Origin of the sequence: Microcoleus sp. ARI1-B5, assembly GCF_036705795.1 — a bacterium.
Lineage (GTDB): Bacteria > Cyanobacteriota > Cyanobacteriia > Cyanobacteriales > Microcoleaceae > Microcoleus.
In genome coordinates, this window is record NZ_JAUBVK010000007.1 from 73,017 (window position 1) to 99,739 (window position 26,723).

27 protein-coding genes are annotated in these 26,723 nt (G+C 46.7%); 9 read left to right on the top strand and 18 right to left on the bottom strand.

Features of this window, described 5'->3' with window-relative positions; translation table 11 throughout:
- Positions 1-35: 35 nt before the first annotated feature.
- The 5 genes from hpsN to hisH all read right to left on the bottom strand — a co-directional run bounded on the left by hpsN (position 36) and on the right by hisH (position 6,252).
- On the bottom strand, positions 36-1,004 hold the full coding sequence (gene hpsN, locus QUB63_RS13400) for a hormogonium polysaccharide biosynthesis glycosyltransferase HpsN (RefSeq protein WP_332945715.1): 969 nt from the start codon (positions 1,002-1,004) through the stop codon (positions 36-38).
- A gap of 18 nt (positions 1,005-1,022) precedes the next feature.
- Positions 1,023-2,648, bottom strand: a complete 1,626-nt coding sequence (locus QUB63_RS13405; RefSeq protein WP_332945717.1) for a glycosyltransferase family 39 protein — start codon at positions 2,646-2,648, stop codon at positions 1,023-1,025.
- Between the two features lie 425 nt (positions 2,649-3,073).
- Entirely contained in the window at positions 3,074-4,534 is a 1,461-nt protein-coding gene (gene glmM, locus QUB63_RS13410; protein ID WP_332945940.1) for a phosphoglucosamine mutase, read from the bottom strand.
- 260 nt (positions 4,535-4,794) lie between these two features.
- Positions 4,795-5,337 carry a 16S rRNA (guanine(966)-N(2))-methyltransferase RsmD gene (rsmD, locus tag QUB63_RS13415; RefSeq protein ID WP_332945719.1) on the bottom strand — a complete coding sequence of 181 codons (543 nt, stop codon included), beginning with the start codon at positions 5,335-5,337 and terminating at the stop codon, positions 4,795-4,797.
- 279 nt (positions 5,338-5,616) lie between these two features.
- Positions 5,617-6,252: an imidazole glycerol phosphate synthase subunit HisH gene (gene hisH, locus QUB63_RS13420; RefSeq protein WP_332945720.1), complete on the bottom strand. Its 636-nt coding sequence runs from the start codon at positions 6,250-6,252 to the stop codon at positions 5,617-5,619.
- A gap of 223 nt (positions 6,253-6,475) precedes the next feature.
- Between hisH and QUB63_RS13425 the strand changes: the two genes are divergently transcribed.
- Positions 6,476-6,994 carry a pyroglutamyl-peptidase I family protein gene (locus tag QUB63_RS13425; protein ID WP_332945721.1) on the top strand — a complete coding sequence of 173 codons (519 nt, stop codon included), beginning with the start codon at positions 6,476-6,478 and terminating at the stop codon, positions 6,992-6,994.
- A gap of 264 nt (positions 6,995-7,258) precedes the next feature.
- Here QUB63_RS13425 and QUB63_RS13430 read toward each other — a convergent pair whose 3' ends face one another.
- The 4 genes from QUB63_RS13430 to lgt form a co-directional block, all read right to left on the bottom strand.
- Positions 7,259-7,741 carry a flavin reductase family protein gene (locus QUB63_RS13430; RefSeq protein WP_332945723.1) on the bottom strand — a complete coding sequence of 161 codons (483 nt, stop codon included), beginning with the start codon at positions 7,739-7,741 and terminating at the stop codon, positions 7,259-7,261.
- 288 nt (positions 7,742-8,029) lie between these two features.
- Positions 8,030-8,911, bottom strand: a complete 882-nt coding sequence (locus QUB63_RS13435) for a dienelactone hydrolase family protein (protein ID WP_332945724.1) — start codon at positions 8,909-8,911, stop codon at positions 8,030-8,032.
- Positions 8,912-9,023: 112 nt separating this feature from the next.
- Positions 9,024-9,824: a precorrin-4 C(11)-methyltransferase gene (gene cobM / locus QUB63_RS13440; RefSeq protein ID WP_332945725.1), complete on the bottom strand. Its 801-nt coding sequence runs from the start codon at positions 9,822-9,824 to the stop codon at positions 9,024-9,026.
- A 121-nt stretch (positions 9,825-9,945) separates the two neighbouring features.
- The gene (gene lgt, locus QUB63_RS13445) at positions 9,946-10,839 is read right to left on the bottom strand and encodes a prolipoprotein diacylglyceryl transferase (protein WP_332945941.1); all 894 of its coding nucleotides are present in this window, start codon (positions 10,837-10,839) and stop codon (positions 9,946-9,948) included.
- A 362-nt stretch (positions 10,840-11,201) separates the two neighbouring features.
- On the opposite strand from lgt, the gene rlmN reads away from it, so the two are divergent.
- Positions 11,202-12,314: a 23S rRNA (adenine(2503)-C(2))-methyltransferase RlmN gene (gene rlmN, locus QUB63_RS13450; protein ID WP_332945726.1), complete on the top strand. Its 1,113-nt coding sequence runs from the start codon at positions 11,202-11,204 to the stop codon at positions 12,312-12,314.
- A 167-nt stretch (positions 12,315-12,481) separates the two neighbouring features.
- On the top strand, positions 12,482-13,186 hold the full coding sequence (locus QUB63_RS13455) for an HAD family hydrolase (RefSeq protein WP_332945728.1): 705 nt from the start codon (positions 12,482-12,484) through the stop codon (positions 13,184-13,186).
- A 194-nt stretch (positions 13,187-13,380) separates the two neighbouring features.
- Here QUB63_RS13455 and QUB63_RS13460 read toward each other — a convergent pair whose 3' ends face one another.
- The 3 genes from QUB63_RS13460 to QUB63_RS13470 all read right to left on the bottom strand — a co-directional run bounded on the left by QUB63_RS13460 (position 13,381) and on the right by QUB63_RS13470 (position 15,912).
- Positions 13,381-14,490 carry a class I SAM-dependent methyltransferase gene (locus QUB63_RS13460; RefSeq protein WP_332945729.1) on the bottom strand — a complete coding sequence of 370 codons (1,110 nt, stop codon included), beginning with the start codon at positions 14,488-14,490 and terminating at the stop codon, positions 13,381-13,383.
- Complete coding sequence (gene purN / locus QUB63_RS13465; protein ID WP_332945730.1) at positions 14,483-15,154, bottom strand: phosphoribosylglycinamide formyltransferase; 672 nt, start codon at positions 15,152-15,154, stop codon at positions 14,483-14,485. Before purN ends, QUB63_RS13460 begins: the two co-directional genes overlap by 8 nt.
- 173 nt (positions 15,155-15,327) lie before the next feature.
- Positions 15,328-15,912 carry a GNAT family N-acetyltransferase gene (locus QUB63_RS13470; protein WP_332945731.1) on the bottom strand — a complete coding sequence of 195 codons (585 nt, stop codon included), beginning with the start codon at positions 15,910-15,912 and terminating at the stop codon, positions 15,328-15,330.
- A gap of 59 nt (positions 15,913-15,971) precedes the next feature.
- Between QUB63_RS13470 and QUB63_RS13475 the strand changes: the two genes are divergently transcribed.
- Positions 15,972-16,862 (top strand): carbohydrate ABC transporter permease, encoded by an 891-nt coding sequence (locus QUB63_RS13475; protein ID WP_332945732.1) that lies wholly within the window; start codon positions 15,972-15,974, stop codon positions 16,860-16,862.
- Between the two features lie 250 nt (positions 16,863-17,112).
- Here the strand turns inward: QUB63_RS13475 and QUB63_RS13480 are convergent, their stop codons facing one another.
- On the bottom strand, positions 17,113-17,730 hold the full coding sequence (locus tag QUB63_RS13480; RefSeq protein ID WP_332945733.1) for a DJ-1/PfpI family protein: 618 nt from the start codon (positions 17,728-17,730) through the stop codon (positions 17,113-17,115).
- Between the two features lie 78 nt (positions 17,731-17,808).
- Between QUB63_RS13480 and QUB63_RS13485 the strand changes: the two genes are divergently transcribed.
- A complete protein-coding gene (locus tag QUB63_RS13485) occupies positions 17,809-18,174 on the top strand; it encodes a hypothetical protein (RefSeq protein ID WP_332945735.1) in 366 nt (121 codons plus the stop codon).
- Positions 18,175-18,398: 224 nt separating this feature from the next.
- Here the strand turns inward: QUB63_RS13485 and QUB63_RS13490 are convergent, their stop codons facing one another.
- Positions 18,399-18,545 carry a photosystem I protein PsaX gene (locus QUB63_RS13490; protein WP_332945736.1) on the bottom strand — a complete coding sequence of 49 codons (147 nt, stop codon included), beginning with the start codon at positions 18,543-18,545 and terminating at the stop codon, positions 18,399-18,401.
- A 124-nt stretch (positions 18,546-18,669) separates the two neighbouring features.
- A complete protein-coding gene (gene lipA / locus QUB63_RS13495) occupies positions 18,670-19,626 on the bottom strand; it encodes a lipoyl synthase (protein ID WP_332945737.1) in 957 nt (318 codons plus the stop codon).
- A gap of 198 nt (positions 19,627-19,824) precedes the next feature.
- Between lipA and QUB63_RS13500 the strand changes: the two genes are divergently transcribed.
- The 3 genes from QUB63_RS13500 (at position 19,825) to QUB63_RS13510 (ending at position 21,757) form a co-directional block, all read left to right on the top strand.
- A complete protein-coding gene (locus tag QUB63_RS13500) occupies positions 19,825-20,379 on the top strand; it encodes a response regulator (RefSeq protein ID WP_293261901.1) in 555 nt (184 codons plus the stop codon).
- A gap of 47 nt (positions 20,380-20,426) precedes the next feature.
- The gene (locus QUB63_RS13505) at positions 20,427-20,561 is read left to right on the top strand and encodes a hypothetical protein (RefSeq protein ID WP_332945740.1); all 135 of its coding nucleotides are present in this window, start codon (positions 20,427-20,429) and stop codon (positions 20,559-20,561) included.
- 104 nt (positions 20,562-20,665) lie between these two features.
- The gene (locus QUB63_RS13510; protein ID WP_332945741.1) at positions 20,666-21,757 is read left to right on the top strand and encodes a bifunctional heptose 7-phosphate kinase/heptose 1-phosphate adenyltransferase; all 1,092 of its coding nucleotides are present in this window, start codon (positions 20,666-20,668) and stop codon (positions 21,755-21,757) included.
- Positions 21,758-21,832: 75 nt separating this feature from the next.
- On the opposite strand, the gene QUB63_RS13515 is transcribed toward QUB63_RS13510, so the two are convergent.
- The 3 genes from QUB63_RS13515 to QUB63_RS13525 all read right to left on the bottom strand — a co-directional run bounded on the left by QUB63_RS13515 (position 21,833) and on the right by QUB63_RS13525 (position 25,749).
- A complete protein-coding gene (locus QUB63_RS13515) occupies positions 21,833-22,819 on the bottom strand; it encodes a pentapeptide repeat-containing protein (protein ID WP_332945742.1) in 987 nt (328 codons plus the stop codon).
- A gap of 208 nt (positions 22,820-23,027) precedes the next feature.
- On the bottom strand, positions 23,028-24,809 hold the full coding sequence (locus QUB63_RS13520; RefSeq protein ID WP_332945743.1) for a CapA family protein: 1,782 nt from the start codon (positions 24,807-24,809) through the stop codon (positions 23,028-23,030).
- A gap of 763 nt (positions 24,810-25,572) precedes the next feature.
- The gene (locus QUB63_RS13525) at positions 25,573-25,749 is read right to left on the bottom strand and encodes a hypothetical protein (protein ID WP_332945744.1); all 177 of its coding nucleotides are present in this window, start codon (positions 25,747-25,749) and stop codon (positions 25,573-25,575) included.
- Here QUB63_RS13525 and QUB63_RS13530 point away from each other — a divergent pair.
- Positions 25,748-26,602: a HEAT repeat domain-containing protein gene (locus QUB63_RS13530; protein ID WP_332945746.1), complete on the top strand. Its 855-nt coding sequence runs from the start codon at positions 25,748-25,750 to the stop codon at positions 26,600-26,602. The two genes, QUB63_RS13525 and QUB63_RS13530, sit on opposite strands and share 2 nt — an antisense overlap.
- Positions 26,603-26,723 lie beyond the last annotated feature (121 nt).

Below are 26,723 nucleotides of genomic sequence, written 5' to 3' on the forward strand. Positions count from 1 at the left end.
CTTCTCTTCAATGGGTTGGATTCGCAATGACATGACTAAGCTTTTTTATCTTGATGGGTGTAAATTTGTCCGTCGTTCCACAGAGATTTGATGAGTGTATTGAGGGCACTGATAAAACCTAGGATATAAAAACTAAGTCGAACAATAATTTTAAGGGGCGATCGGCTTTTATGACAAGGTGGATGCCCCAAAACGTGGCAGTCAAAGAGTTTGGCAAAAAATCGCAGGCATTGAAAGACGGTTAAATTTTTCAATCCCATGAGGAAGTGGTTGTGATAAAATGTGATTTGATATTCGATCGATCGCGTGGTGACATCGTGACATCCGCCGCTCTCTTCTCCCAAGTGAACTAGACAGGCATTGGGATCGTACCAAATTTTCATGCCAGTCGATCGCAATCTCAAACAAAAATCCGACTCCTCCCGCACCGCACTCCCTGCAAACCGCTCGTCAAACCTCAGCCCGCATTCGGCAAAAACTGAGGAGCGAAACGACATATTGCAACCTCTAGCCGAAAGCACCTGCTGCGGTTTTACTGTATGCACCAAATCGATAAAATACCACGCAATGCCTGCATCCATCGCTTCTCTTGGCAAATATTCGATCGCCAAATCGCCTCCCGAATTATCCAGTTTCATTCTGTCAAAAACCCTGCCCGCCACACATCCCACATCCGGTTTTTCTAAATAATTGCCAGCATGAGCCGCCAAAAAACCATCTGGCAATTGTACATCATCGTCAATAAATAAAATAATCTCTCCAACTGCGCGCCGCACTGCATAATTTCGAGCTGCCGGCAAACTCGCCCAATCTACCCGAAACCACCGAATTTTTCCCGCAGTTGCCAATTCCTCTAAATAAACTTGAGTTTCCGATTCGTGGGTGCGAGTTTGATCGATTACCAGCACTTCAAAATTCGGGTAATTTTGCCGGATCGCGTCAGCTAATGTCTCTCGCAGTGGTTGCTCGCGGTTGTAGGTGGGTATCACAACAGAAATCATCATTCGCAGTTGCCGCTTTCATTATTTCTCTAAACGCCAAAGCCAGACATCGCCCGGTTTATAAATTGGTGTGATTTTATATTTTTGCACTTTTTCTAGTTCAAATTGCAATAGCTCGGTGCTTCGGTAGAGAAATACATCGCTAAAACCGTCAGGAATTTTGACTTTTTCGGGTTTCACTGCTAGCAAAAGCTCTACTTGCGGCTTCAGCAGATAGCTGACAGACAGTATTTTTCCTGTGATGTTGTTGCCTCCGTGACAGATTATTAAAGGTTTTTGGGCTTGATTGACAATCGCGGCTACTTGGGGATTGTATTTTGTGCTAGAAGGATACTTGTTCCACCAAAGTTGCGACTGCGAGCTGACGGCACAAGAAACTATTTCACTCGATATTAGCGCTATTAAACCGAGCTGCCACAGCTTTTGTTGTCGGGGATTGGTGGCGGCTGAAATTTTAGCGGTGAACAGGTAGGCAACAGCTAGCTGGATTCCTAAAATATAGGGAACCATATAGCGATCGGCAACGCCTCTCACTGCTATCAATACTATCGCTGTAATTGCGATCGCTGTCAATACAAACAGCCAAACTCGTTTGGGAGTTGAGCGGCAGAGCGAGTATATTGAATGTGCGATCGCTAGCAGCAATACTGTCGCTACCATCAATCTGATTAAATCTGCTGCCGTATTGCCCGAACCCAATTTGATAATTCCGCCCGCCCAATGCGTGTCGATAAAAATTCGGCAGGTGACGAGAATTAAAGGTTTAAGTGAAGAGAACCACGACAGGGAAAGGTGGGGCAAGCCTACTGTCGCCTCGAATTTTTGCGAGTTATCAACTAATACTAAAATCCACGGAGCAAAAAAAAAGGTTGCCGCCGCTGAAGCCTGTAAATAAGCAATTAATGTTTGGCGAAAACGCCCATTTTCAGTTATAATTACATAGATACCGTGGGCGAATATTACTATAAAAAATAATAAACTAGAATACAGTCCTAAGGTCAGGGCGATCGCATAAATGAACCAAACAGCTTTGCTCAATTTAGAGGTGGCGGGAGAATTTTGTAGGGCGATCGCCCGCAGCAGAATTGCATTTGACAGCAAGACGAGGACTGCAAACATCATGTACGGCCTTGCCTCTTGCGCGTACAACACGTGAAAGGGCGACACAGCGGTGATTGTCACGGCCACCCACCCCGCAGGCCGAGAGCGAAATAATTCCCAGCACAGCCAATAAATGCTGGGAAAAACTAACAAACTAATCCAAGCTGAAAGACTTCTGACAGTCGCCACTTGCGGGCCGAACAACTGAACCCAAAATCTGGCTAAAATAAAATAAAGCGGCGGTAGTTGAGGTTCTTCTGTAGCTAAACCTTTAACAGTATCCCACCAACTTTTTTCGGGATTTATCTGCTGGTATTTCCGCTGCAAATATTCGACGCTAATTGTTTGGCCTTGAAAATCTTGCTGCACCATTTCCGTCCAGGTGTAGCCAGAAATTCGCAGGGAGGTGATAGATTCGTCGAAAGAGTAGACTTTGCGATCGAGGTTTGTAAATCTAAAAAATATCCCCGTTATTAATATGACGATAATTAAAAATTTTAACGAAATTCGATGCACGCGCCCATTTTTAATTGATTTGGTTTTCATAAAATCAGAAATGGGGAACTCAAGAAAGAAGGATTCAGTTCTTTAGTCTAGAGGTAATAAGGATGAGGGAATAAGCATGAGAAAGTGGTTTCAATATTCCCTATGTTTCTCTATAGGGAATCGGTGTCAACAACCAGGCTAAAATCCTTCATAAATGTCGCTTTTAGCAGAGTCTCGATCCCCCCGGCGCCCCCCTTAAAAAGGGGAGTAGGGGGTGGGACAAGAGTCCGATCGACACTCCCCCGACTATCCGGGGGAGTAGGGGGTATGCGAGGGGGCTCTGGCAAGAGGCGATCGACTAGAGATACAAAGCATTTCAGACTTAAGTTGACACTTTCGGAAGGCTTCTTCCCTATCACTTCTTCCAACTGTCAACTGTCAACTGTCAACTGTCAACTGTCAACTCTTCCTTCTTCCTTCTTCCATCAAATAGCTATGTGTTGCTGAACGGCTAAGACTAAATTTTCAGTCCAGAAATTAGCCAATTCGGCGCTGGCAGCTTCCACCATAACTCGGATCAGCGGTTCAGTGCCAGAAGCGCGAACCAAAATCCGTCCCTGTTCTCCCATTGCAGTGTTAGCGCGATCGATCGCCTTTTGCATGGCCTCGCACTCCTGCCATTTTAGGCGTTTTTCCCGATCGTCCACCCGCACGTTTCGCAGCAACTGCGGGTAAGTTTGGAAACTGTCGCTGACCAATTGTGCTAAAGATTCCCCGGACTCGCGCACCAGCGAAGCCAGATGCAAAGCTGTCAGCAAACCATCGCCACTGATACCGTAATGCGGACAAAGAATGTGTCCCGACTGTTCGCCGCCCAACATCGCACCGGTACGCTCCATTTCCGCGTGAACGTGCTGATCTCCCACGTTCGTTCTAGTTAGTTTGCCCCCCAATTCTTCCCAAGCTCGCTCGAAGCCGAGGTTAGCCATTACAGTAGAAATAATTAAATTGGACGGTAACTGTTGGGAGTCGCGCAACTGCCGGCCCCACAGATAAAGAATGTAATCGCCGTCAATCGATCGACCTTTGTTGTCAACACCCAAAACTCGATCGGCATCGCCGTCAAAAGCAAATCCCAAATCGGCATTGTGTTCCAAAACCGCCGCTTGCAAAATGTCGAGATGAGTAGAACCGCAGTTAACATTAATGCGAGATCCATCAGGAGAGTTGTGCAAACAGATCACCTCCGCCCCCATTTGCTCGAATACCGCCGGCGCCAAACCAGCAGCCGCCCCCCAGGCCAAATCCAAAACCACCCGCATTCCGCGCAAATTCATCTGTTGCAGCGAATCTGAGAGAGAAGTAGCATAATCTTTAATCAACTCTGGGCGGTGGTAGTGATGCCCCAAAGCCAAGCTAGCAACCGGAACCTTAGCCCCTCGGATTCCCGCTTCGATTTGTTCCTGCAACTGCTGCGACAGCTTTGAGCCGTTGGGGCCGAAAAACTTAATGCCGTTATCTTCTGGGGGATTGTGACTCGCCGAAATCATCACTCCGCCGACAGACTGCGAAACGCTTGCCAGATAAGCAACGCAGGGAGTGGGACACAAGCCCAAATTCCACACTTCCAAACCGGCGGCTGTCAAACCTGCTGACAGTGCCATTGCCAGCATATCGCTGGAATTCCTGCTGTCTTGCCCCAAAATCACAGGGCCCTGGTTGGGGGCATTTTGGCGCAGAACTTGCCCAGCCCAGAAGCCAACTTGCAGGGCTAGGGGTGCATTTAGCAATTCTCCAACTTTCCCGCGAATGCCGTCTGTGCCGAAGAGTTTTGTATTTGGCAGCGGGGCGCTATCTCCCACCAGAATCGTATCGCGTTTGACTGGCACTGCCGAGTTAGCAGCCGGAAATTCGCTACCGCGATGGCGCGAAGGTGTCTGAACCATATTCACTCCTTTAGGAATATTCACACTCACACTTTGCAACTCATGTTACAACTGAAAGTCTTTGTTTTCAGCGTAAACTCCATTTATTTCATCAATTGTTCGGGCAAGTTGCTCTGACAACCGATGCAGCAAGCTTAACTTCCTCGGAAAAATTTGTATTGTATTCAATCGAAAAACTTTTATTTTTTCCGGGCGCGCGCGATGAAACCCGGTTTTTTGTCTGCATCCAGGAGTGACGCAGCAGCAGCCGTTTGAGCCTGTCAGCAACTGCGCGTGTAGAAGGTTAATGCTGTATTGCCGTATACTTTTTGGCGGCAAATTTCTAGGCCGGGAATCGGTTGTGCCGATCGATCCGGGCTGTGTTCGATCGCGATTTGGCCATCAGGTGCTAGCATTTCTTGGCTGGCGATCGTATTTAAAACAGGTTCGTACAAGTCGCTGGCGTAGGGCGGATCGAAGTAAATGCGATCGAACTGCTCTCCTGCTAGTGCCGCCAATTTCGCCGTCGCGTTTCCCCGCAGGATTTGGAATGTTTGGGACGAGTCTGCTACTTGCTCCCAGTTTTCGCGGATAATTGCACAAGCTTTCGCCGACTGTTCGATGCCGGTGACACTCGCAGCTTTGCGGCACAAAGCTTCTGCACCCATCGAACCGCTGCCGGTACAAATGTCAAGCCACCTGCAATCTGCGATCGTCCCTTGCCAAATATTAAATAAAGCTTCTCTAACTCGCGAAGGTGTCGGGCGAGTTGCGAGTCCCGGCAGAGTTTTAATTTGGCGGTTGCCGCAGATTCTCAGACTCATAGGATTTTAGATTTTAGATTTTAGATTTTAGATTGGGGATGACTTACTCGATAGGAGTTTTGAACTGACATACAGTTGTATTTTTTGGGAAAAATGGTATCATTTAAAACCCTGATTTTACAGTATTTTCTAATTTATTTCAGTCAGGCACTGATGTCTCGATCTATTTTAAATATAGCACTGACCGTGATTCCCGGTTTCGCTCCAGGACGGCGCTTTCAACCCATTTTCTCGGTAAAAACCCGGTTGACGCAACAAACCGGGTTTGGCAAAAATCCCCTAAGCCGCTACTTTTGTCCTCACCTGACTGACAAAATTTGACAGCATTTGCAATCCCGTACTCGAAGACTTTTCCGGGTGAAATTGCACGGCCATCAGATTGTCTTTAGCGATAGCCGCCGTCACGTTTTGACTGCCGTGAGTCACCATTGCCGATCGCACTTTCAAATCAACCGGATCGACATAATAAGAATGCACGAAATAAACCCAAGCATCGGAGGGTAAACCTTCCCACAGCGGCTGATTCGGCTGAGCAAATTCCAATTGATTCCATCCCATGTGGGGAATTGTCAATCCCGGTTCCGATTGAAACCTGCGCACTTTTCCCGCGATCGCGCCCAATCCCGGTTCTACGCCTTCTTCGGAACTTTCAAACAGAATTTGCAAACCCAAACAAATGCCTAAAAAAGGTTTCCCCGAGGCGATCGCATTTTTTATCGGTTCTATCAAATTGCGCGATCGTAAATTCTGCATTGCCGGGTCAAACGAACCCACACCCGGCAAAACCACCGCATCCGCCTGCTCGATTGTAGCAGGAGAATCCGTAATTTTTGGCACTGCACCCACATTTTCCAAGCCTTTACAGACCGAGTGCAGATTGCCCATGTCATAGTCCACTACTGCGATGACAGACATTGACTTACTTGCCTTATATTATCAATATCGCTATTATTGCATACAGTTAGTCATTAGTCATTAGTCATCAGTCGTCAGTCAGATTAATTTTCAATTCCCTATTCCAAAATTCGAGGCTCGTAGGGGCGGGTTCACCAGTATCTCTGCTGTAAAACCAGAGAATTTATAAACCCGCCCCAACCCAGCCACAAGATTTTATGCGCGTCAACTTACCGAATATAATATGACAACCAAAATCCTGCTGACCTCATTTGACACTTGGCGGCCGCATCAGAAATCAAACTCTTCCGACGACTTATTAGCCAAGATTTCCCAAATGCAATCTTTGCCTTATTCCCTAACTTTTTTGAGGAAACTGCCCGTAGATTTCCAGGAAGCGCCGAATTTGGCGATCGCCCAAATCAACAAACTCCAACCCGACACCATTATCTGCTGCGGTATGGCCGAAAGCCGGCAAAAATTAACCCTAGAATCCTGCGCTTGCTGCGAGACAGACATTTTGAAAACAGCAGTCAATCTCGAACCGCTCGTCGCCGATTTAGCCTCCACAGAAATCAGTCACGAAGCCGGGAAATATGTTTGCGAAGCCCTCTATTATGCAGTTTTAAAGCATATTTGCGATGCTCAGCTTGCAGCTAAATGTATTTTCGTCCACGTCCCAATTTTAACTTCCGAAAACACGGACAAGATTGTCGCCGATTTTTTATTAATTATGCGCCGCCTAACTACACGCAGAAACTAGAAACCCGGTTTCTTGAATTTCTCGTTACTCGTCGCAAAATCTCGTAGAAACCCGGTTTCTGAGGGCTGACGCGCAGGGACTAGAAACCGGGTTTCTGCGTATATTTCTCGTTACTTAGCGCAAAAACTCGTAGAAACCCGGTTTCTGAGATTGAGCGCCGGAACGAGAAACCGGGTTTCTACGAATATTTCTCGTTACTCATCGCCAAAACTCGTAGAAACCCGGTTTCTGAGGTTGAGCGCGAAACTGCCAACTGCCAAGTCTTTAGCCGCCGTAATTCCAGCCAGTGCTTTCTAGCAGCAACGGATTGCCTTCGCGGTGAACGCCAGCGCCGATAACTTCTCCCACATAAACCGTGTGATCCCCGTGTTCCACAGCACCGACAACATTGCACTCAATGTAACCCAGAGAGTCCGAGATAATCGGACAACCGGTTTCGGGGCCACCATAAAATTCTACATCCTCAAATTTATTGCCAACGCGGCGCTGCGGCTTAAAGAATTTCTGGGCTAACTCTTTTTGTCCTGCTTCTAGGAAACTCAGGGCAAACACACCGCTGGCTTCGATCATGGCGTGGGATTTGGAGTCTTGCTTGACGCAGTTGACGACTAAGGGAGGGGTAAAGGAAGATTGCATCACCCAGCTAGCGGTGAAACCGTTGACTTCCTCCCCGTCTTTGACACCGCAGATGTACAATCCGTGAGGAATTTTGCGCAGGATGGTCTTTTTAGCTTGTTCGTCTAGCACGGGCTTACCTGTCGATCGATAAATTCTACACCGCCCAGTTTACCTTTTGGAGCGCCCACAAACCCAACTGTCTAGGAGATAATACGGGCATAGGGCATAGGGCATAGGGTATAGGGCATAGGGCATAGGGCATAGTCGAACCAAAGTATGATAAGCTATTGTGCACTTAAATTGGATGTTGAAAAACAATCAAAGTCTTGTGGGCTGGGCGGGAGAGCCCGCTCTAAATATACAATTTAAATGCGCGACAGCTTAACTATTCAACTCAAAACTCAAAACTCAAAACTATTATGAAACCCCATACTTTTTAAACCAATCTTGCAGCTTTTTCCAAGCATCATTGGCTTCTTTTTCCCGATAAGTGGGGCGGTAGTCGGCGTTAAAACCGTGCGGCGCATCTGGATAAAGCACTATTTCGGAACCGCTGCTGCCAGTTTTGAGAACTTGCCGCATTTTCTCGACAGTATCCTGGGGAATTGAGTCGTCTTTGCCACCGTAAAGCCCCAATACTGGCACTTTCAAAGTTGCTGCAAGGTCGATCGGCTGTTTGGGAGTTAAAGCCGTAGAAGCGCCAACCAAACGCCCGTACCAAGCCGCGCCAGCTTTGACTTTCGGGTTGTGGGCCGCGTACAGCCACACAATTCTGCCTCCCCAGCAAAATCCTGTAATGCCCAACTTATTAATATTGCCTTTTCCTGACTTTTGCGCCCAATCTACGGCAGCATCTAGATCGGACATAACTTGAGCGTCGGGAACTTTCGAGACAACTTTACTAATAATTTCTTGAATGTCGGTGATTTTAGAAACATCGCCTTGACGGGAATACATTTCAGGGGCGATCGCCAAATAACCTAATTTAGCAAAACGGCGGCAAACATCTTGAATGTGTGCGTGAACTCCGAAGATTTCTTGAATTACTAAAATTACTGGAAAATTGCTACCGCTGGCTGGCATTGCCCTGTAGGCTGGAATTGAGCCGTCTTTCACGGGAATTTTTACCTCACCTGCAACTAAACCCGTTGTATTTGTGGTAATAGTTGCCGCAGAAATAGGATGAACTGCTAAGGCAAATCCGGCGGTTAATGCGGTGACAGTGATAAATTGTCTGCGAGTTAAATCTTTCATGGGGAAGAAGGAAGAAGGAAGAAGGAAGAGGGAATATCCGCTCATCGGGCGGGTTTTGTACGGAGATTGTGGGCGGTATATCTGATATTGCTTGCTCGCGCCCGTCCCTCGGAGATAAATTTTATCAGATTAAGATTGAATGATGAATTCTGAAGAATTAGCTATTTGCTATTTTTGATTTTTTCCTAAAAAGCCGATCGTGCTCTGGATGGTACAAGCGCGATCGCCCTTGGGCTTCTTTACCCAAAGCCGGACTAATTAAATACATCGTCGTTCTGATCAAATTATTTTCGCGGGTAGCAACCGCCATTTCCTCAAGAGGAACCAGCACAATTTTTTCATCCGGCCAGCCCAACCGATAACAAATCGCCACAGGCAAATCAGACGGGTAATGTTCCATCAACTTAGCTTGAGCCTGTTCGACGTGGCGGGCGCTCAAATACAGGCACAAACTCGCTTGATGGGCCGCTAAACTAGCCAATTCTTCGCGTTCGGGTACTTCGGTGCGGCCGCTAATTCGCGTCAAAATAATTGTCTGGACAACTCCGGGAACTGTCAACTCAATTTTAAGTTTAGCTGCGGCAATTTGGAAAGCGCTAATTCCCGGGATTACTTCAAAAGCAATTCCTGCTTCGGCCAAAGCTTGCATTTGTTCGCCGACGGCCCCGTAGAGACAGGGATCGCCCGAATGGAGACGGACGACGCTTGAACCGTCGCGCACTCGTTCCACCATCAAAGGTACAATCTCTTCGAGGGTTTTATCCGCAGTTTGGATAACTTCAGCATCCGCGCGCACCCCCTGCAAAATTTGCTCTGGGACTAGCGAATCAGCAAATAATATGACATCGGCTGCAGCAAGTAATTTTTGAGCCTTAACAGTCAACAAATCCGGGTCTCCCGGGCCTGCACCTACAATGTATACCCCTGGAATTAGGGCTTCAATCTCTGTCAAACTCATTGCCCATCGAAATATTTGCTAAATTTACCGGCGTTTCCGGATGCACCTATTTGGGTTGGAAGTAAGGGATGGTAGATGCACCCTGGTTTTGAACCCTAGAGACTAACCTCTCTGGGGTTTTTTATCGATCCTCTGGGGATTTGCCATCGACCTTTGCCCGATCGCCATTGGGGGAGACAACATCTGGCAAAGGTCGATCGAGCAAATAAAGCCAAGCCAACCCGCCCAACCCTAACACAATCCCAGTCAAGCTTACCATCTGTGCAGCCCGCAGCGGCCCGAACATCAAACTATCAGTTCGCAACCCTTCAATCCAGACTCTACCGGAACTGTAAGCTGCCACATAAACCAAAAACAAAGCACCAGTTTTCAAGCGAATTTTGCCCTGCAAATCGCGGAAAAACAAAGTCAGAAGCAACCCAAATACTGTCAAATTCCACAGGGATTCGTAGAGAAATGTGGGATGGAAGTATTCAAAATTAGCGTAGGCGGGCGGGCGGCTGTTTGGGGGAATATAGAGTTTCCAAGGCAAATCCGTAGGACTGCCAAAAGCTTCGGAGTTAAAGAAATTTCCCCAGCGTCCGATCGCCTGACCGAGAATTACCGAAGGCGCGATTAAATCTGCCAACTGCCAAAAAGAAACTCGCTGGATTTTCGCAAAAATTAAAGCTGCGATAGTTCCGCCCAAAATCGCGCCGTGAATGGCAATTCCGCCTTTCCAAATCGCAATAATATCTTCAGGTCTCTGGGCGTATTGCTGCCACTCGAAAGCCACGTAGTAAATTCTAGCGCAGGGAATAGCGCCCAGAACCAGCCAGATAGCCAAATCGCCCAGCAATTCCGGGTTAACGCGGCGTTTTTGGGCCAAGTATTGGGACAGACTCACGCCAATTAAGACGGCAGAAGCTATCAACAGCCCGTACCAGCGGATGGCTAGGGGGCCGAGTTGAAAGATAATCGGGCCGGGCGATGTAAATTGAAACGCTAAGGGCAGCGCAAGAATATTTAGCACCATAAAAGTTGCATTAATTGTGATGGAAAGCTGTCCAATTTGCATACCCTTTAACAAACTCCAGAGTTTATTTTAGGTGGCTGCGGTCATTTACACGCAATATTTGGGGAATTTTACCAAAAATTAACTGGCGTTGCGGATATTGGTGTCTGGAGTTTTCTTTGTGAGTCCACAATAAGATCCCCCCTAACCCCCCTTCGATCGGGGGGAGTAGGGGGCAACCGGATTATTCTCAAAGTCGACCCCTACTCCCCTTAAGAAGGGGGATGCGAGGGGGCTCGAGACTTCGCCTTTTTGAGGATTAACGGCAGCTTTGGTCGAGAAGTTTTAAGATAGAGGGTGGCTTTCAATTTTCGCTATGACCTATGTCTCCTACTTCCGTTTCTCAGGTGTACTCTTCTGGTAATTCCAGGGATGCGAATCAGTCTCGCAAGACTGCTGCTTTGGCTGTTGAGTCGGGTAAAATTCCGCCCTTGCTGGGGGCAAATTTAGCTGAGTTAACGGAGTGGGTGCAGCAGCAAGGACAACCGGCTTATCGCGGTAAACAGTTGTATCAGTGGATTTATGAGAAAGGGGCGCGATCGATCTCTGACATTTCTGTATTCTCGAAACAGTGGCGCGAGACTGTTGCTAAAATCCCGATCGGGCGATCGACCATTCATTATCGATCGGTAGCACCAGACGCCACCGTAAAGTATCTCCTAAAATTAGCAGACGGTCAAATCATTGAAACAGTCGGCATTCCCACCGAAAAACGGCTGACAGTGTGCGTCTCAGCGCAAGTTGGCTGCGCGATGGGCTGCGACTTTTGCGCCACCGGCAAAGGCGGTTTCAAGCGCAATTTAGAAGTAAACGAAATCGTCGATCAAGTCTTGACAGTACAGCAAGATTTCGGCCGCCGAGTCAGCCACATCGTATTTATGGGAATGGGCGAACCCCTGCTAAATTTCGATAATGTTGTAGCTGCTGTCAAGTGTTTGAATCAAGACGTAGGAATTGGACAGCGAAACATCACCATTTCCACAGTCGGAATTCGCAATCGCATCAGCCAACTAGCCGAACATCAACTGCAAGTTACCCTCGCCGTCAGCCTCCACGCTTCCAATCAAAGATTGCGCGAAGAGTTAATTCCTAGCGCCCGCCCTTATCCTTTGGGTGACTTAATCGCAGAATGCCGCGAGTACGTGCGATCGACCGGCCGCAGATTAAGCTTTGAATACGTGCTTTTAGCAAATGTAAATGATTTGCCGGAACACGCAGCCGAGTTAGCAACTCACTTGCGCGGTTTTCAGTGTCACGTCAATTTAATTCCCTACAATCCGATTCAAGAAGCTGAATATCAGCGACCGACTCCCAATCGAATCAACAATTTTGTTGCGGTTTTGAAGGAAAAGAAAATTGCAGTTAGCGTGCGGTATTCTCGCGGCTTAGAAGCAGATGCCGCCTGCGGACAATTGCGGGCATCCGAGGTTGAATAGTAGATTTTTCCTAGGTAAAATTGCCGTAGGGTGCGTCAGAATACGTGATTTTCTTAAAAATCGACAAGCTACAATCTGACGCACCCTACTACGAGCTGTATCGATCGGGAACAGTTGGTGTTGGAGTTTGTATAATTTGGGATGAACAATTAGGGTGGGAGAAATAATTGGCTATAATAAAATACGTCATTTTTGATCTAGATGATACACTTTGTGATTATCAGAAAGCAAAAAAAAACGCAATAAGTCTTGTTAATCGAGTTCTTGAATTATCTGGGATAGATGTTAACCAATTCTGGAATAGTTATAGCTTAATAGAACCTACATTGTTCCGACAATTTGTTAATGGAGTTATTTCAAGGGACGAGTATAGGTTGCGTCGCTATGCTGATGTTATACAAGGCGCTCACGAAAATCCTTTAGCGTTTTCTTCAGCACTAAATTATATTTACATGAAAGAGGCTAATCACGCAATAACATTATTTGATGATGTGATGCCCTTACTAAAAACTTTAGAAGAAAAAGAAATTAATACTGCTATTCTTACAAATGGACCTTCGGACGGGCAAAGGGATAAAATCAAGGCATTAAAGCTAGCTCAATATATTAAGAAAATCTATATTAGTGAAGAAATTGGCCTTGGCAAACCTAGCTGTAAAGTTTTTGAATTTGTTATGCATGATTTAAATATAGAACCATCACAAGTTTTAATGGTTGGTGACTCAATCGAAGATGATATTGAGGGAGCTGAGCAGTTGGGAATTAAAACAGTTTTAGTCGATAGAAAAGGCAAGTATTTTGACGATCAGGGTACAAAAATTTTTGATTTATCAAGTTTGAAAGAGATGCTTGAGTGCCAAAAGCATATTTAAAGAAAAACCAAAAATAAAACTAGGTAGATTAGGGAAAATTGCCGTAGGGTGCGGAGCGAGTGCGTGATTTTATCAAAAATCGACAACCTACAATCTGACGCACCTTACTAGCTAAAATTTGTCGTATGATGCGGAGCGAGTGCGTTATTTTCTCAATCATCAAAAAGCTACAATCTAACGCACCCTAATACTTTCTACAAGCGTTTAACAAGTATCCACCGCAACTCCAACGGCGGCGTTTCTTGCACCGGAAATAAATCGCGCCCGCTAGCCCAACTGACAAACCAAGGTGTCGGCGGCCATGCAGAATCAGGCAAATGTTTTTGTTCGTATTCAATCACCGATTCATCAGAAATAATTTCCAACGGCAAACCGTCGATTGCTGCTTGCAATTCTTGTCTGGTAATCAGATAAGACCAACACAATTCCGACATTTGTTTTGCCATCTCGTCCGGTTCGTACCCATCTACAGCTAAGAAAGCACTGAATAAGATAAACCCGCCGCTTAACACGGCATCGGACATTTTGCCGAGGAACAAACGGACTTGTTCGGGGTAGCGGAAATGAGAGAGAACTTCGGTAGCAATGGCTAATTTGTACCGATAAGTTTTCATCCTCAATAATGGGTCTAAAACGTCGCCTTGGGTGACATTTATCGGCAAGTTTTCAGCGGTGGCTGCTGCTGATAGTTTCTCGGCAAATATCGGTGTTAGCTCGATCGCATCCACGGAATGGCCTAACCGGGCTAAAGGCAGACTATTGCGCCCCGGGCCCGCACCGACATCTAAAATAGGTGCTTTACCCGGTTCCCCTAATTCGGCAGCAACGGCGATGACTTTGGCATCGGGAAAGCTGCCAAATAAAGGTTCGGGGCGAATATCCGGCCAGCTATGATATTTCTGGGCCATTGATTCGATTTGAATCTTGGTATTGAGAGTAATGCCGCCGGCTAAACCAGTTTGGGAATTGGCGGGAAAGTATGAGACTATGAGATTAGCGTGGGGAGAATTTTTGAATCCTTCTGTTAAGGCGTTGGCGATTAATGTTCGCAAGTTTTCTGTTTGCGCGGCGTCGAGATTTTGTCCCAGAAGTTGCAAGAAGTCTGAGAGTAATTTCAGATAGTCGTCTAGCATTGATGGCAAGCAAGGCAGGTAGAATTCTCCCTTGATGCCGATGTTCTTTTTGAGCCTTTCTTTGAGGATTAATTTCAGGCGATTGGAGTCTCTCAGCGGCGGGCCAGTTTCGGGCGAGTCGCTGACGGGTAATTCCGGGGAAGATGCGGCACGGGTGAGGTTTTTAGTCACAATGTTTTTGATGGGATTCGGCAATAAGGGCGATCGCGCCGAGCATAATTTTGTGCTCTTGCACCTGAATTCTAGCGTGCAGCGTTTCTGCGGTATCGTCAGGCAATACCGGCACCGCAGCCTGCATTAAAATCGGCCCGCTGTCTACTTCTAAACGCGCAATATGCACCGTACATCCGGTTATTTTAACCTTGGCGGCGAGTGCTTGTTCGACAGCGCGAATTCCCGGGAAACTCGGCAGCAAGCTGGGGTGAATGTTAATAACTTTGTCGGGAAAAGCATCGAGCAAAACTTTGGTGACGATGCGCATCCAACCTGCCATCACTACCCATTGTACATCATATTCTTGGAAAGTTTTAACAATTTTTGTATCTAATTCTTCGCGGCTTTTGCAATCGCGGTGATTGAGCAGAATCGAGGGTATGCCGTATTTTTCGGCTCGGGCTGCGGCTTTGGCTTCGGGATTGTTGTAAATTAATACTGGGATTTGAACATTAAGTTGTCCCTTGTGGGTGGCTTGGGCAATTACCTCGAAGTTGCTGCCGCTTCCCGATGCTAAAATTCCTAGTTTTAAGGGAGGATGAGCCGGAGCGATCGCCGGAAAGCCAATCTCAGGAGAAATTAGGCTGGCGCTGGAATTAGTAGATGCTTGATTAACTGTCATAAGTCATAAGTCATTGGTCATTGGTCATTGGTCATCAGTCCTGCCGTCATCAGTCATCAGTCCTGCCGTCACCAGTCATCAGGGAGAAGGTAGAAGACATACACAGAATGCTTTTTAGCGATCCGTACTTTACGTTTAATTAGGTGGAGCTACTTAAATGCCCTTAAAAATATTCAATCAGATTCTACAACAATATTACCAAAAAACTCTTCCCTGAGAATCGAATAAGTTTTCAGATCCCAATATCGGCCTTTGACAAATAGCTGCTGTCGCAAAATCCCTTCCAATTGCATCCCCACTTTTTCCATCACCCTCGCCGAAGCAATATTGTTAACTTCACATCGACCCACAATTCGATTTAGCAACATCTCCCGAAAGCCAAATTCAATAACTGCATTGACAGCCTCGCTCATGTATCCTTCGCGCCAATATCTCGCAGAAAGCGCGTAGCCAATCTCCGCGCGGCTGTGCGTCATGCTCCATTCCACAAATCCGCAAGTCCCGATAAATTTTTTCTCGGCTTTGTGGACGATTCCCCAATCTACAAGCTCTCGTTTTTTGTACATTCTTGTAAGTGACTTGAGAAAGTATTTAGTGTCTTCGATCGAGGTGTGAGTTGACCACATTGTGTATTCTGATACTTCGGGGTTGCAAGCATACTCAAACATATCCCTGGCATCGTTTAAAGTGATTTTTCGGAGCAGCAGCCTTTCAGTTTCTATAGTGGGTAAATTACCTAATATATCGAGAAGATTCATTTTGACATTGACCTATATTGTGATACCATTTAAAACTAAAAGCTAAAATTTACAAGCCAATGGTTCCGATGAAATCTGGGCGTTTTAACTGGTTGGACAATGAGTCGATCGCAGCTTGGACTTTTCTGGCCCCAGCTTTGCTATTTCTGGGTACTTTTTTGATTTGGCCGATCGCCTATTTATTTTACCTCAGCTTTACCAGCGGCAGCTTTACCCAGGCGGGAGTGCGTTTGATTGGCTTAAACAACTACTCGCGCCTCGTCACTAACCCGGATTTTTGGCAAGTTCTCCAAAACACGATCTATTTTACTACCGCTACAGTCATTCCCAGTTTAATAATTCCTTTGGGTTTGGCAGTTTTGCTAAATCGCTCGTTTGCTTGGCGCGGAGCTCTCCGCACCGCTTATTTTATCCCTTCGATTACCTCTTTAGTTGCTGTTGGCTTGGGTTGGCGGTGGTTGTTTCAAACCGAAGGCCCGGTGAATGATATGTTAATGGCGATCGGCTTAAATCCAATTCCTTGGCTCAGCAGCACAGTTTGGGCAATGCCAGTAATAATTTTGCTCAGTGTTTGGAAACAATTAGGCTTTAATATGGTAGTATTTTTAGCAGGATTGCAAGCAATTCCGGTAAATCGTTACGAAGCGGCAGAATTAGATGGAGCTAATGGTTGGCAGCAATTTTGGCACATCACTTTACCCGGTTTGCGACCGACTTTAGTATTTGCTACCGTCACTACTGCTATTTTTACTCTGCGCAGTTTCGAGCAAGTTTATGTCATCACCGGCGGCGGCCCTTTGAACTCTACTAATTTGCTAGTTTATTATATTTACGAGCAAGCTTTTTCGCAATTTGATTTTGGCTATGCAGCCGCTGCGGCAACTTTCCTGATGGCTGTAGCTTTGATATTAGTTTATGTTCAGCTTCGAGTTTGGGGCGAAGATTCTTAATTAGGTTATGCGTAGTTTGACGCACTAATTATAGCGGTAAGGTGCGCCGCGGCGCACCCTACAGATAGAGGTTTTGCGCGGGAATTATGGCTGCTAGATCCCCCCTAGCCCCCCTTAAGAAGGGGGGGACTGGAGCGCTCTTGTCCCCCCCTTTTTAAGGGGGGTTAGGGGGGATCTAGAGGCTCATGTTAAGCGACAAAATATTGGTAACTTGTGAGGTTAATGCAAATAAAATGTGCAATTAACTAGATTACCAATTCCCAATGTTATATTCCATGTGATCTGCTGTTTGTTCGGCTTGTGCTGCACCCAAAAGCTTCCCGACAACATACAAAGACATATCAATTCCCGCAGCAATTCCCCCAGAAGTAATGATTTTGCCGTTATCCACAAATCGCTGATTTTCAACAACAGTTGTATTGGGAGCTAATTCTCTCAATAACTCCAATGCCCCATGGTGTGTAGTTGCCGCCAAACCTTCCAACAAGCCAGCTTTTGCCAAAAGCAGCGAACCCGTACAGACAGACAGCACTAATTCTGCTGTTTGCGAACAATCTTCGATCCAGTTAATAACTGCTGAATTATCGATTAACTTTCTCGTGCCTAGTCCTCCCGGTACAATTAAAATATCCGGTGGCGGACAATCGGAAATCGTACAGTCGGGATTTATGCTTAAACCGTTGCGGGCGCTGACAGCACCGGGATGTTCGGCTACGGTAGAGACTGCAAAAGGTCGTGAAGCGAAGCTATCCCCAAGGGAATCGCTCTTATTTAATTCTGATGTCACTGAAAACACTTCAAAAGGCCCGGCAAAGTCCAGTACCTCGACATCATCGAACATTAAAATAGCTACGTTCCTAGTTGGCATAAGACATACTTCTGATAGAGGTCAAAAATCTAGGCGATTTGTTATCGTAGAAGTGGTATAATTTAAATTATTAAAGCTATGCCGAAAAATATTCGCCATCGCGCCATAACAATCGGTCTTTTGTGTCTTGTTTGCGCGCTAGCAATTGCTGTGGAGCCAATTTTTACTCCCGCTCAATCGACCAGTCAATTAGAGTTTCGCATTACTCAATTAGAAAGTCAAATTTCCGAACTCAGGGGACAAATCTACAGCTTGCAGTCTCAAGGTTCGAGAGTGACGCGGCCTGTGTCTCCGAACCGTCCGAGTTCAAGCCGGACAAATCCTAGAATGCTTTCGGGAGACCCGATGTTTGACAATTTAGCAACTTTGGCAATTGAAACTAAGCAGGATGTGATCAAAATTCAAGAGCGCTTGTCTAAGTTAGAAGCGTCGAGAAATCGTTAGGGAAGTTCGGCAACGAGCAGTGTACGGGATGTAACGGATGTAACGGGGTCAGTTTGACAACGAAGTAGTGTACGGGATTTAACCTATAGAAGCAAGGAAGAAGGAAGAAGGAAGAAGGAAAGATTTTCTCACTCTCCTACTCCCACTCTCCCCCTCTCCCCCTCTCCCCCTCTCTGACTTTGAGGTGCCCAAAAGCAGGGTCTGCTAAAAGTCAAGTTGCAGAACTATTCAATGATATGGAAATAAAAGGCTGCAACCACAAAATTGATAGCTAACAGCAACAGAAACCAGCCTGCGCGAAAGGTGTAAGGGAATTTGCCCGTTTTCATCACGGAGTCGGATTTTAATTGGTTCTTTGCTATCTCTGCCATAATTCTTGCTCCTAATTCATAAGTCACTGTATTCACAAATAGCAGAGAGCGTCGCACATGACACAATCCTTTAGTGTTATTTTTTGTAACTAGGAGTTTATACCGAGTGGAAATTAATCTAAATTCAATGGCTCTCTCCGGCGTGGTAGGAACTGCGGACGAGAGGCCCCGATCGCACGCGCTCAAACCCCATCTCCCGGGCGATCGACCCGAAACGGTCAAATTCGGCTGGCGTCCAGTATTTGCGCACTGGGAGGTGTTCTAGAGATGGTCTCATGTATTGACCCAGGGTGAGCCGATCGCACTTGGCATCCCGCAAATCGGCCATCGCTTCAATTATCTCGGCTTCCGTTTCGCCGTGCCCCAACATCAAACCGGATTTGGTGGGAATAGTTGGATCGTATTGCTTGACAATGCGCAGAACCTCGATCGAGCGATCGTACTTGGCCCCCCTCCGCACCGGCCCTTGCAAGCGACGCACCGTCTCAATATTGTGGTTGTAACAAGCCGGTTTAGCCTCCACCACCGTGCGAATCCGCTCTCGCTGCAACTCATCAAGGCTGGAATTATACCCCTCAGAAGCCCTACCCATTCCCCCCCAAAAATCAGGCGTCAGTACCTCAACTTCAGTATCGGGGTTTAAGTGGCGCATTTGGGCGATCGTCAGCGCAAACCAACCCGCACCCCCATCCGGCAAATCGTCCCTCGCTACCGAAGTCAGCACCGCATAGCGCAAACCCAACAACTGCACAGCCTGGGCCACCTTCTGCGGTTCCAGGGGGTCGAGGGGCATCGGAGAATGACCTTTATCTACTTGACAAAAAGCACAAGCGCGGGTGCAAGTCGGCCCCATCAACAAAAAAGTCGCCGTTTTTTGGGCGTAGCACTCGCCCCGGTTGGGACATCTGCCCTCCTCGCAAATCGTGTGAATTTGCCGCTGTTTAATAATTTTTTGGACTTGGGAAAGTTCGCCAGCAGTGCCGAGCGGCCGTCGCAGCCAATCCGGCATTGCCTCGATTTCACCCCGCATTTGGGCGGCAGTTGCTTTGACAGTAGGAGTTTTAGGAGTTTGGGGCGACATAAAATTAAGTGGCGATCGAGTTAATATATTCGATCGTATCCGAAATCAAAGTCCCTGAACTTGTAGCAGTCTCACCCGAAATCAGAATCGCGCCGAGGTGCAGCAAAACTAAACTCGCCCAGAATTATGGGTAGAATTCTGTTAGGGATATACTGAAGGTTGCAAATCATCACTCATTCATTACTGAAGGAGTCAGTCGTGGCTGGTCAAAAAATCTTGGTAATCGATGACAGTAAAGTCATCCGCGTCCGAGTCCGAGAGATGTTGCCTCAGGGTAACTTTGAAGTTCTAGAAGCAAAAGACGGCGAAGAGGGACTCAAACTGATCCGTCAAGCCCGACCGAATCTAATTATGTTAGATTTCCTACTGCCCAAAGTCAGCGGTTGGGAAGTGTATCAAAAAGTGCAAGCCCATCCCGAGCTTTCTAAGATACCTTTGGTGATCATGTCGGGCCGCGAAGAAGAGGTGATGGAAAAAATTCCCAAACCCTTCGAGAAGCATTTTTTTGCATTCATCGCCAAGCCGTTTGAGAAGAAGCAGCTAACCGAGGCGATCAAATCGGCGATGGTACTGGCCAAAAAGAAGCCTGTGCCAGAAGCCCCAGCCGCCGCCGCTGCTGCACCCAGCTCCGGAGCGGGCGCTGCCGAAATTCAGGCGATGACTCAGAAAATGGCGAAAATGCAAGCGGAAATTGATGCACTCAAAAAACAAATGACTCAGGTGATTACGATCATCAAGCAGAAATTGAAATAATTCTGCTGTCTTTTGAAGGCACTTATGTAGCAGGCAAATTCCACACCGTGAAACTTTCTATTAAGTCTCAATGGATTGGCTTGTATCCGCATTTTTGGGCCAAGTTGGTTGAGCGCGTGCGATCGCCAACAGCCTGCAACTGGTTTCTCAAAATCCCCGTGAGAAAATTAATTAAAAGTTAAAAATCAAACAAGGGAGGAAATTAATTATTAATTTATATTAGGATTTTTAATTCCCGCTCGTTCCACGCTCAACTATCAACTCCTCAGTCTCATTTTTTTGGTTAATGACTAACGACTATTCCGATTTTTTGCCTCAACTGCGTGCCTCAACAGAGCAATTATTGAAAAGATTAGACTGCTTCGATCGAGCGCAGGTATTAGCGATCGGAGATTTGACCTTGGACGAGTTTCTTACCGGACAAGTAGAGCGAATTTCCCGCGAAGCACCTGTGCTGATTTTGCGCTACGAAAATACTCGGCAACTACCCGGAGGTGGCGCAAATGCTGTCTACAATTTAGCCAAACTGGGAGGCAAAGTAAAAGTTGCTGGTTTGGTGGGAAAAGACGACCAGGGAAAGGCTTTGTGCGGTATTTTTGAGGCGGCGGGAATTGATACGGCGGGCATTTTAATCGATTCGCAGCGTCCAACTGTCACCAAAACTCGAATTTCCGGGCACGCGCGGCAGTCGGTGACTCAGCAAATTGTCCGAGTCGATCGCAAATCGGACGAGTTGCCGGATTTAGACTTGCAGTTGCAATTAGCAGACTACATCCGGCAGCAAATTCCGACAGTAGATGCCGTGGTTTGTTCAGACTACGGCGATGGAGTTTTGACTCGTTTGGCGATCGAGTCGGCAGTAGTTCCCGGCAAAACAATTGTAGACGCTCAAACAAATTTGCAGCGATATTCTGGAGCGATGCTGTTTACTCCGAACTTACCGGAAGCCGAGCAAGCAGTGGGATATGCTATCAAAAACCCTGAAACTTTAATGCAAGCAGGACGCGATTTGTTGAACTTAACTCAAGCTCAAAAAATCCTGATTACTCGCGGCGAAGAAGGGATGAGTTTGTTTGAAAAAGTCAACGGCGAAGCTATTAAAAATTCACCACCTCCAACCTCGACTTGCGAACAGGGAGAATTTGCCATTCAAAGCTGGGACATTCCCCCTTTTAACAAGACTGATGTATTCGACGTAACCGGCGCTGGAGATACAGTCGTAGCAGCGATGACTTTAGCTTTGTGCGTCGGTGCATCGGGTTGGGAAGCGGCAGTTTTGGGCAATTTGGCGGCTAGTATTGTCGTGCGTCAATTCGGTACGGCGACGACGACTGCGGAGGAAATGAAAGAAGCTTTGAAAACGATGGTTTATGAATAGTCAGTCGATTTTAGATTTTAGATTTTAGATTTTAGATTTACTCCAGAGGCCGTTTTACAACTGTAATCTGGTAGATCATTTATCGCAGCCTTCTTCAGTTTTTGTCCCATCTGGCATTGTCACGCGACATAATTTATTTTTACGCATTTCGGCACCACTAATATCAGCACCCATTAAGTTAGCTCCACTCATATTAATATCTACCAACCGAGCTGATTTCAAGATAGCATTTGTTAAATTAGCATCAACCAGTTTTGACTTCACCAGATCCGCATTACTGAGGTTAGCGTTGCTTAAATTAGCTCTTTGCAAGTTTGCCTCCCTCAGAGAAGCATTCATCAAATTTGCTCCCATTAATTGAGCCATCACTAAATTAGCATCATTCATATTAGCGTCAGTTAACTTGGCATTATTCAAATTAGCTCTATAGAAAATAGCATGATACAAATTAGTATCGCTGAGATTAGCATCGCTCAAATTAGCGCTGCTGACGTTAGAAAAGAAAGTGTAAATTGTCCTCCCACTCTCAGCAGTATCAGGGCTTAAATCAGCATGGTTGAGGTCGGCACCTGCGAGATTCGCACCTTGAAGCCATACTCCCTTAAGATTAGCATTACTCAAGTTAGCTTTTTTGAGGTTAGCATAACCAAGTTTAGTTCGATTTGTTTTATTGCACTCCAAAATAGCTCCAGATAAATTGGCATTCTCGAAGTTAGCGCCAGTCATATCGTTGCCTTTGAGATTAGTATTAGTCAAGTCAGAACCGCTAAAGTTAATCCCGTGCATATTCGAGTCTCCTAAGTCGGCTGATTTGACGTTAGCGCTGCTAAGGTTAGCGTCTACGAGATAAGCTTTGTACAAATATACACCTTCCAAATTTGCTCCTTCCAAATTTGCTCCCTTCAGACTCGCGCCCTTTAATTGAGCATTACTTAAATCACAACCTTTGCATTGTTTGGTTTGTAACAATTGCTTGACGTGTTCGGGGTTAGCAGCGCGAGCCTGAGTAGCAAAAGCTATGGAAACCAGAAGCAGAGCGGTAGATGCTGACAGCCATTTCATAAATTTATAGCCCGAATGGAGTTGTTATACATTATAGAGTAACTTCCAGTTAAATATAGTAGAGTTAAGATTAGTATATCTATCCGAGCGATAAAATATGTAAGAAAACTTATTTAAGAGAAAAAACAGTCAAATATTGTGTGGTGCGTCGCCATGAGATTGTCTATCTTCTGTACATATTTTTGAGGGCGACGCACCCTACTCAGTATTACTTACTCTTTTTCAAAATTTGTCCCTTGTCATCAATCGTCAAACCAGTATTGGGAAAATCGCTATGAGTCAAACTGCGAATCAACCCCACAGTCCTAAAATCGTCATCAACAGACGGAATACCTTGGCTGCTAAGTTCGATCGGGATAATTTTACCAGAAACAAAATCACCTTTTGGAGTCATTTTTACATCCAAAATCAGAGATTGACCCAGTGCTCCTGCGGTGGACAAAGTGCGATAACCCATAAAATTGCCCAGCGAATACGCAATCAATTTCCCCTTATAAAGTTCCACAGCTCTGGTAACGTGCGGGCCGTGTCCCAAAATCAAATCCGCTCCCGCATCAATCATCGTGCGCGAAAACAAAACCATATTTCCCCGGTTTTCTCCGTAAAAGAACTCGTTTTTATTTCGCACATTCTGAGCTCCAGTTCCTTCAGCACCAGCATGAACTGAGATCACTACAATATCAGCCTTTTGTTTCGCTTTTTTGACAACTTCTGCCCCCGCTTGCAGTTCCAGCAAGGAATTGTGAACTTCGCCGTAGTTGCTGAAGCCGATAAAGGCAAAATTTACGCCCTTGACATTTTGATAGACAATTTGATCTCTTTTGCCAACAGACTTCATGCCGTTGCTGTCGATGTTTTTAATCGTGTCCTTAAATCCCTGCTCGTTAAAATCGTAAGAGTGATTGTTGGCAACATTCAAAATATCAAAACCAGCATCTTTGAAAATTTTGGCATAACTCGGAGGCGTCCGAAAGGCAAACAGCATTCCTCCGCCGCCTCCTTTGGAGCTGTAAGGATAATCGGTCATCGTGCTTTCAAAATTGCCAAATAAAATATCGGCTCCTTGGAGGTACGGTTTTACCGATTCAAATAAACGCTCTTTTTTTTCCGGCAGTTTGTTGTAGGGGAAATTGGTGCCGGGGATCATGTCGCCAACTGCTTTGATGCTGACCGTTGCGGGCAGATTGGCAGGTTTTATTACAGCTTGGGAGGGCGATTTTGGAGCGGGATTGGCTGCGGGTGCTGGAGAGGGGGTCGATCGTACTTTTTGTACCGCAGGCTTCTCTGTTCGAGGGTTAATCGTAGCGGTGGTTGAGGGTTTGTAAAGTTGAGAACCCAAAACAAAGCCGGATATCGGCACGAGAATCAGACTCAGGGTACCGATTGACAGCCAAGATTTTTTAGTTTTAGTGGCTGCTAAATCTGGCTGCGGTGATGGCTTTTTCTGGCGTTGGTTTGTGGGTTTTTGAGTTGGGATTTTACGGGGTTGGGGCGGGGATTGTTCTGGTGTTTCAATGGGCTCGGCTGTGACATTTGGAGTTTTTTCTATTTTTGGCAAAGCCACAGGCATTGGGGAAGCGGGTACGGCGGCAGCCGCAGGAATTGGGGCTGCGGGTACGCTCACGGGTGCGGGTACACTAACAGGTGCGGGTACGCTCGCGGGTGCGGGTACAGTCACGGGTGCGGCAGTCAAGCGTTGTTTTAATTCTACTGTCTGAGTCCAAGCGGGCAATTGCTGGCCGCCCCGGCGCCCGTAAACTGTTACGGAGTAAACGTTATTTGGTTGCAGCCGCTGCAATCCTTTGACTGCGACTCGGAGACAGGCTTCTTCTGCGGGCAATTGTTCTGCTTCCAGCAGCAGGTGCAGGGTGTCATTTTCCAGGCTGGCTTTAGCGGTGACGCCGAAGCTTTGGAGTGCTTGGCCGATCAGAAATGCGATCGCCCGGGCATCGCCTTCTTTTGCTAAATTTAAGATATCTTGTTGGCTCACAAATGCTTCTACTCTCACACGAAAAATTTAGCTCGATCTTATATCAGATTTGGGGAAATACGATGAAATGCCGATCGATTTAACTTAAGCAAGTAGGTACAAATAAACATACTGAAAATATTCGGTTTAGCAGCCAGAAATACACTCAAAAACCCGGTTTCTCGTTGCCGCGGCAAATCCGCCGCCTCCGACTACCCGTTAAGATTAAGACAAAAGCGATCGCTCTTGGCCGGAGCGTCCGCTTGTTAAACTCTTGGTCATGCCACCCTCAAGGTGAGAAATCGAGGGCGAGCAACAATCGCCCGCTACGCGAGCGCCGGCGCTGCAGCACGTAGAGGAGGCTCCGCTGGCTGAGGCTCTGCTGGCAATCAACTTTCAAAGATGCCCCTGCTTTACCCGCAGCCGCCGTTATTGACGCAATTGTGTGATTGAGATATTGAGATCCGGCTCTGTGGCACCTCTAACCAGGATTTTTCGCGAGAAGGCGTGATATTTGTGGGTTAGTTGGGCGTATAGCAGCTAGGATCGAGCTAACTCAAGGTTACACTAAAGCTCGTCATGCGGCGTTGCCTCTCCCCCGATTGAGTCTTATGGCGCACTACCGCTCCACTCTATGTTTATTCACCTGCATTGCCTGTCTGGGCGCTGCCTTCAGTCCCAGTGCCCAAGTTCGGCAACAGACTATCAATGCTTCCTACCGGGTTGTTGCTGCAGAAATTGCTCAGGCGAACTCTCCCCCGGACTTACGCCAGGACTCGAATCCTCAAAAACCCTCTCCGGCGCCGGATAATAACAAATCTAAGCCGTCCAAAACGCAAAAATCTAATTCCAAAATCCCGAAACCAATCTCCAATATAATCGTCATTTTGTCTCGCCAGCGGGGGTTGTTAATGTTGGGTTTGGCAGCAGTTGTCATCACGGCAGCGGCAGTATTTATCATGTTGAAATTGGTTAGCAGCGGCGAGTCAAATCATTCTAAGCGAAGACGGGCAAGAGGCGATCGCCACAACCGCTTAAACTCTCGATTCACCAATCCCGATGCTCGTACCAACTTGCGCGCAATTGGACAGCAAGAGGTTTCTTCTGGGGCACCAAAACCGCTACCACCAGTGCCATACCCTGTTGATTTCCCAAAGGGCTACAGTCTCGACAGCAGCGATCGACCTTTACCGTTTATCCGAGAATCGGGGGAACCAGAATCCGAGGATGCAGAAGTCGAGGGCGATCGAATTAATACCGACAGCGCGCCATTGGAAACTAACAGCAACGGCTACAGCAACACAGGTTTCAAGATTCCCGAAACAGCTAATCGAGCCAATTCGCTAGCGAGTTGGAACAAAGATATTTCCCTTCCCGAAACGGATGGCCGACCTAAATTTGATATTATTGAAGCACTGATTGAAGATTTGCAGCACTTAAATCCCGCCAAGAGGCGCAAAGCTATTTGGGAACTCGGCCAGCAGGGAGATTCGAGAGCAGTTGAGCCGTTGCTGGATTTGCTAGGAAATTCCGACTCGAAGCAGTACAGTTTAATTTTGGCAAGTCTCTCAGAAATTGGCATTCGCACGCTCAAACCGATGAATAATGCCTGGTCAATTTCGCTGCAAAATGAAAACCCCGAAGTGCGGAAAAATGCAATTCGCGACTTGACGCGGATTTACGAATTGGTGAATCAAATCAGTCATTTGTTGCACCGCGCGACGGACGATCCTGATGCAGAAGTTCAGGAAACTGCTCGCTGGGCAATCAATCAGTTAAATCGCATCCGTCCGCGTTCTGGGAGGGATGATTGAAAATTGGGAATTGGGAATTGGGCGAAGCGAAGCGGAGGGATGGGGAATTGGTCCTGGGGAATTGGAGACAGTTAACAGTTAACAGTTAACTGTTGACTGTTAACTGTTAACGAATAACACA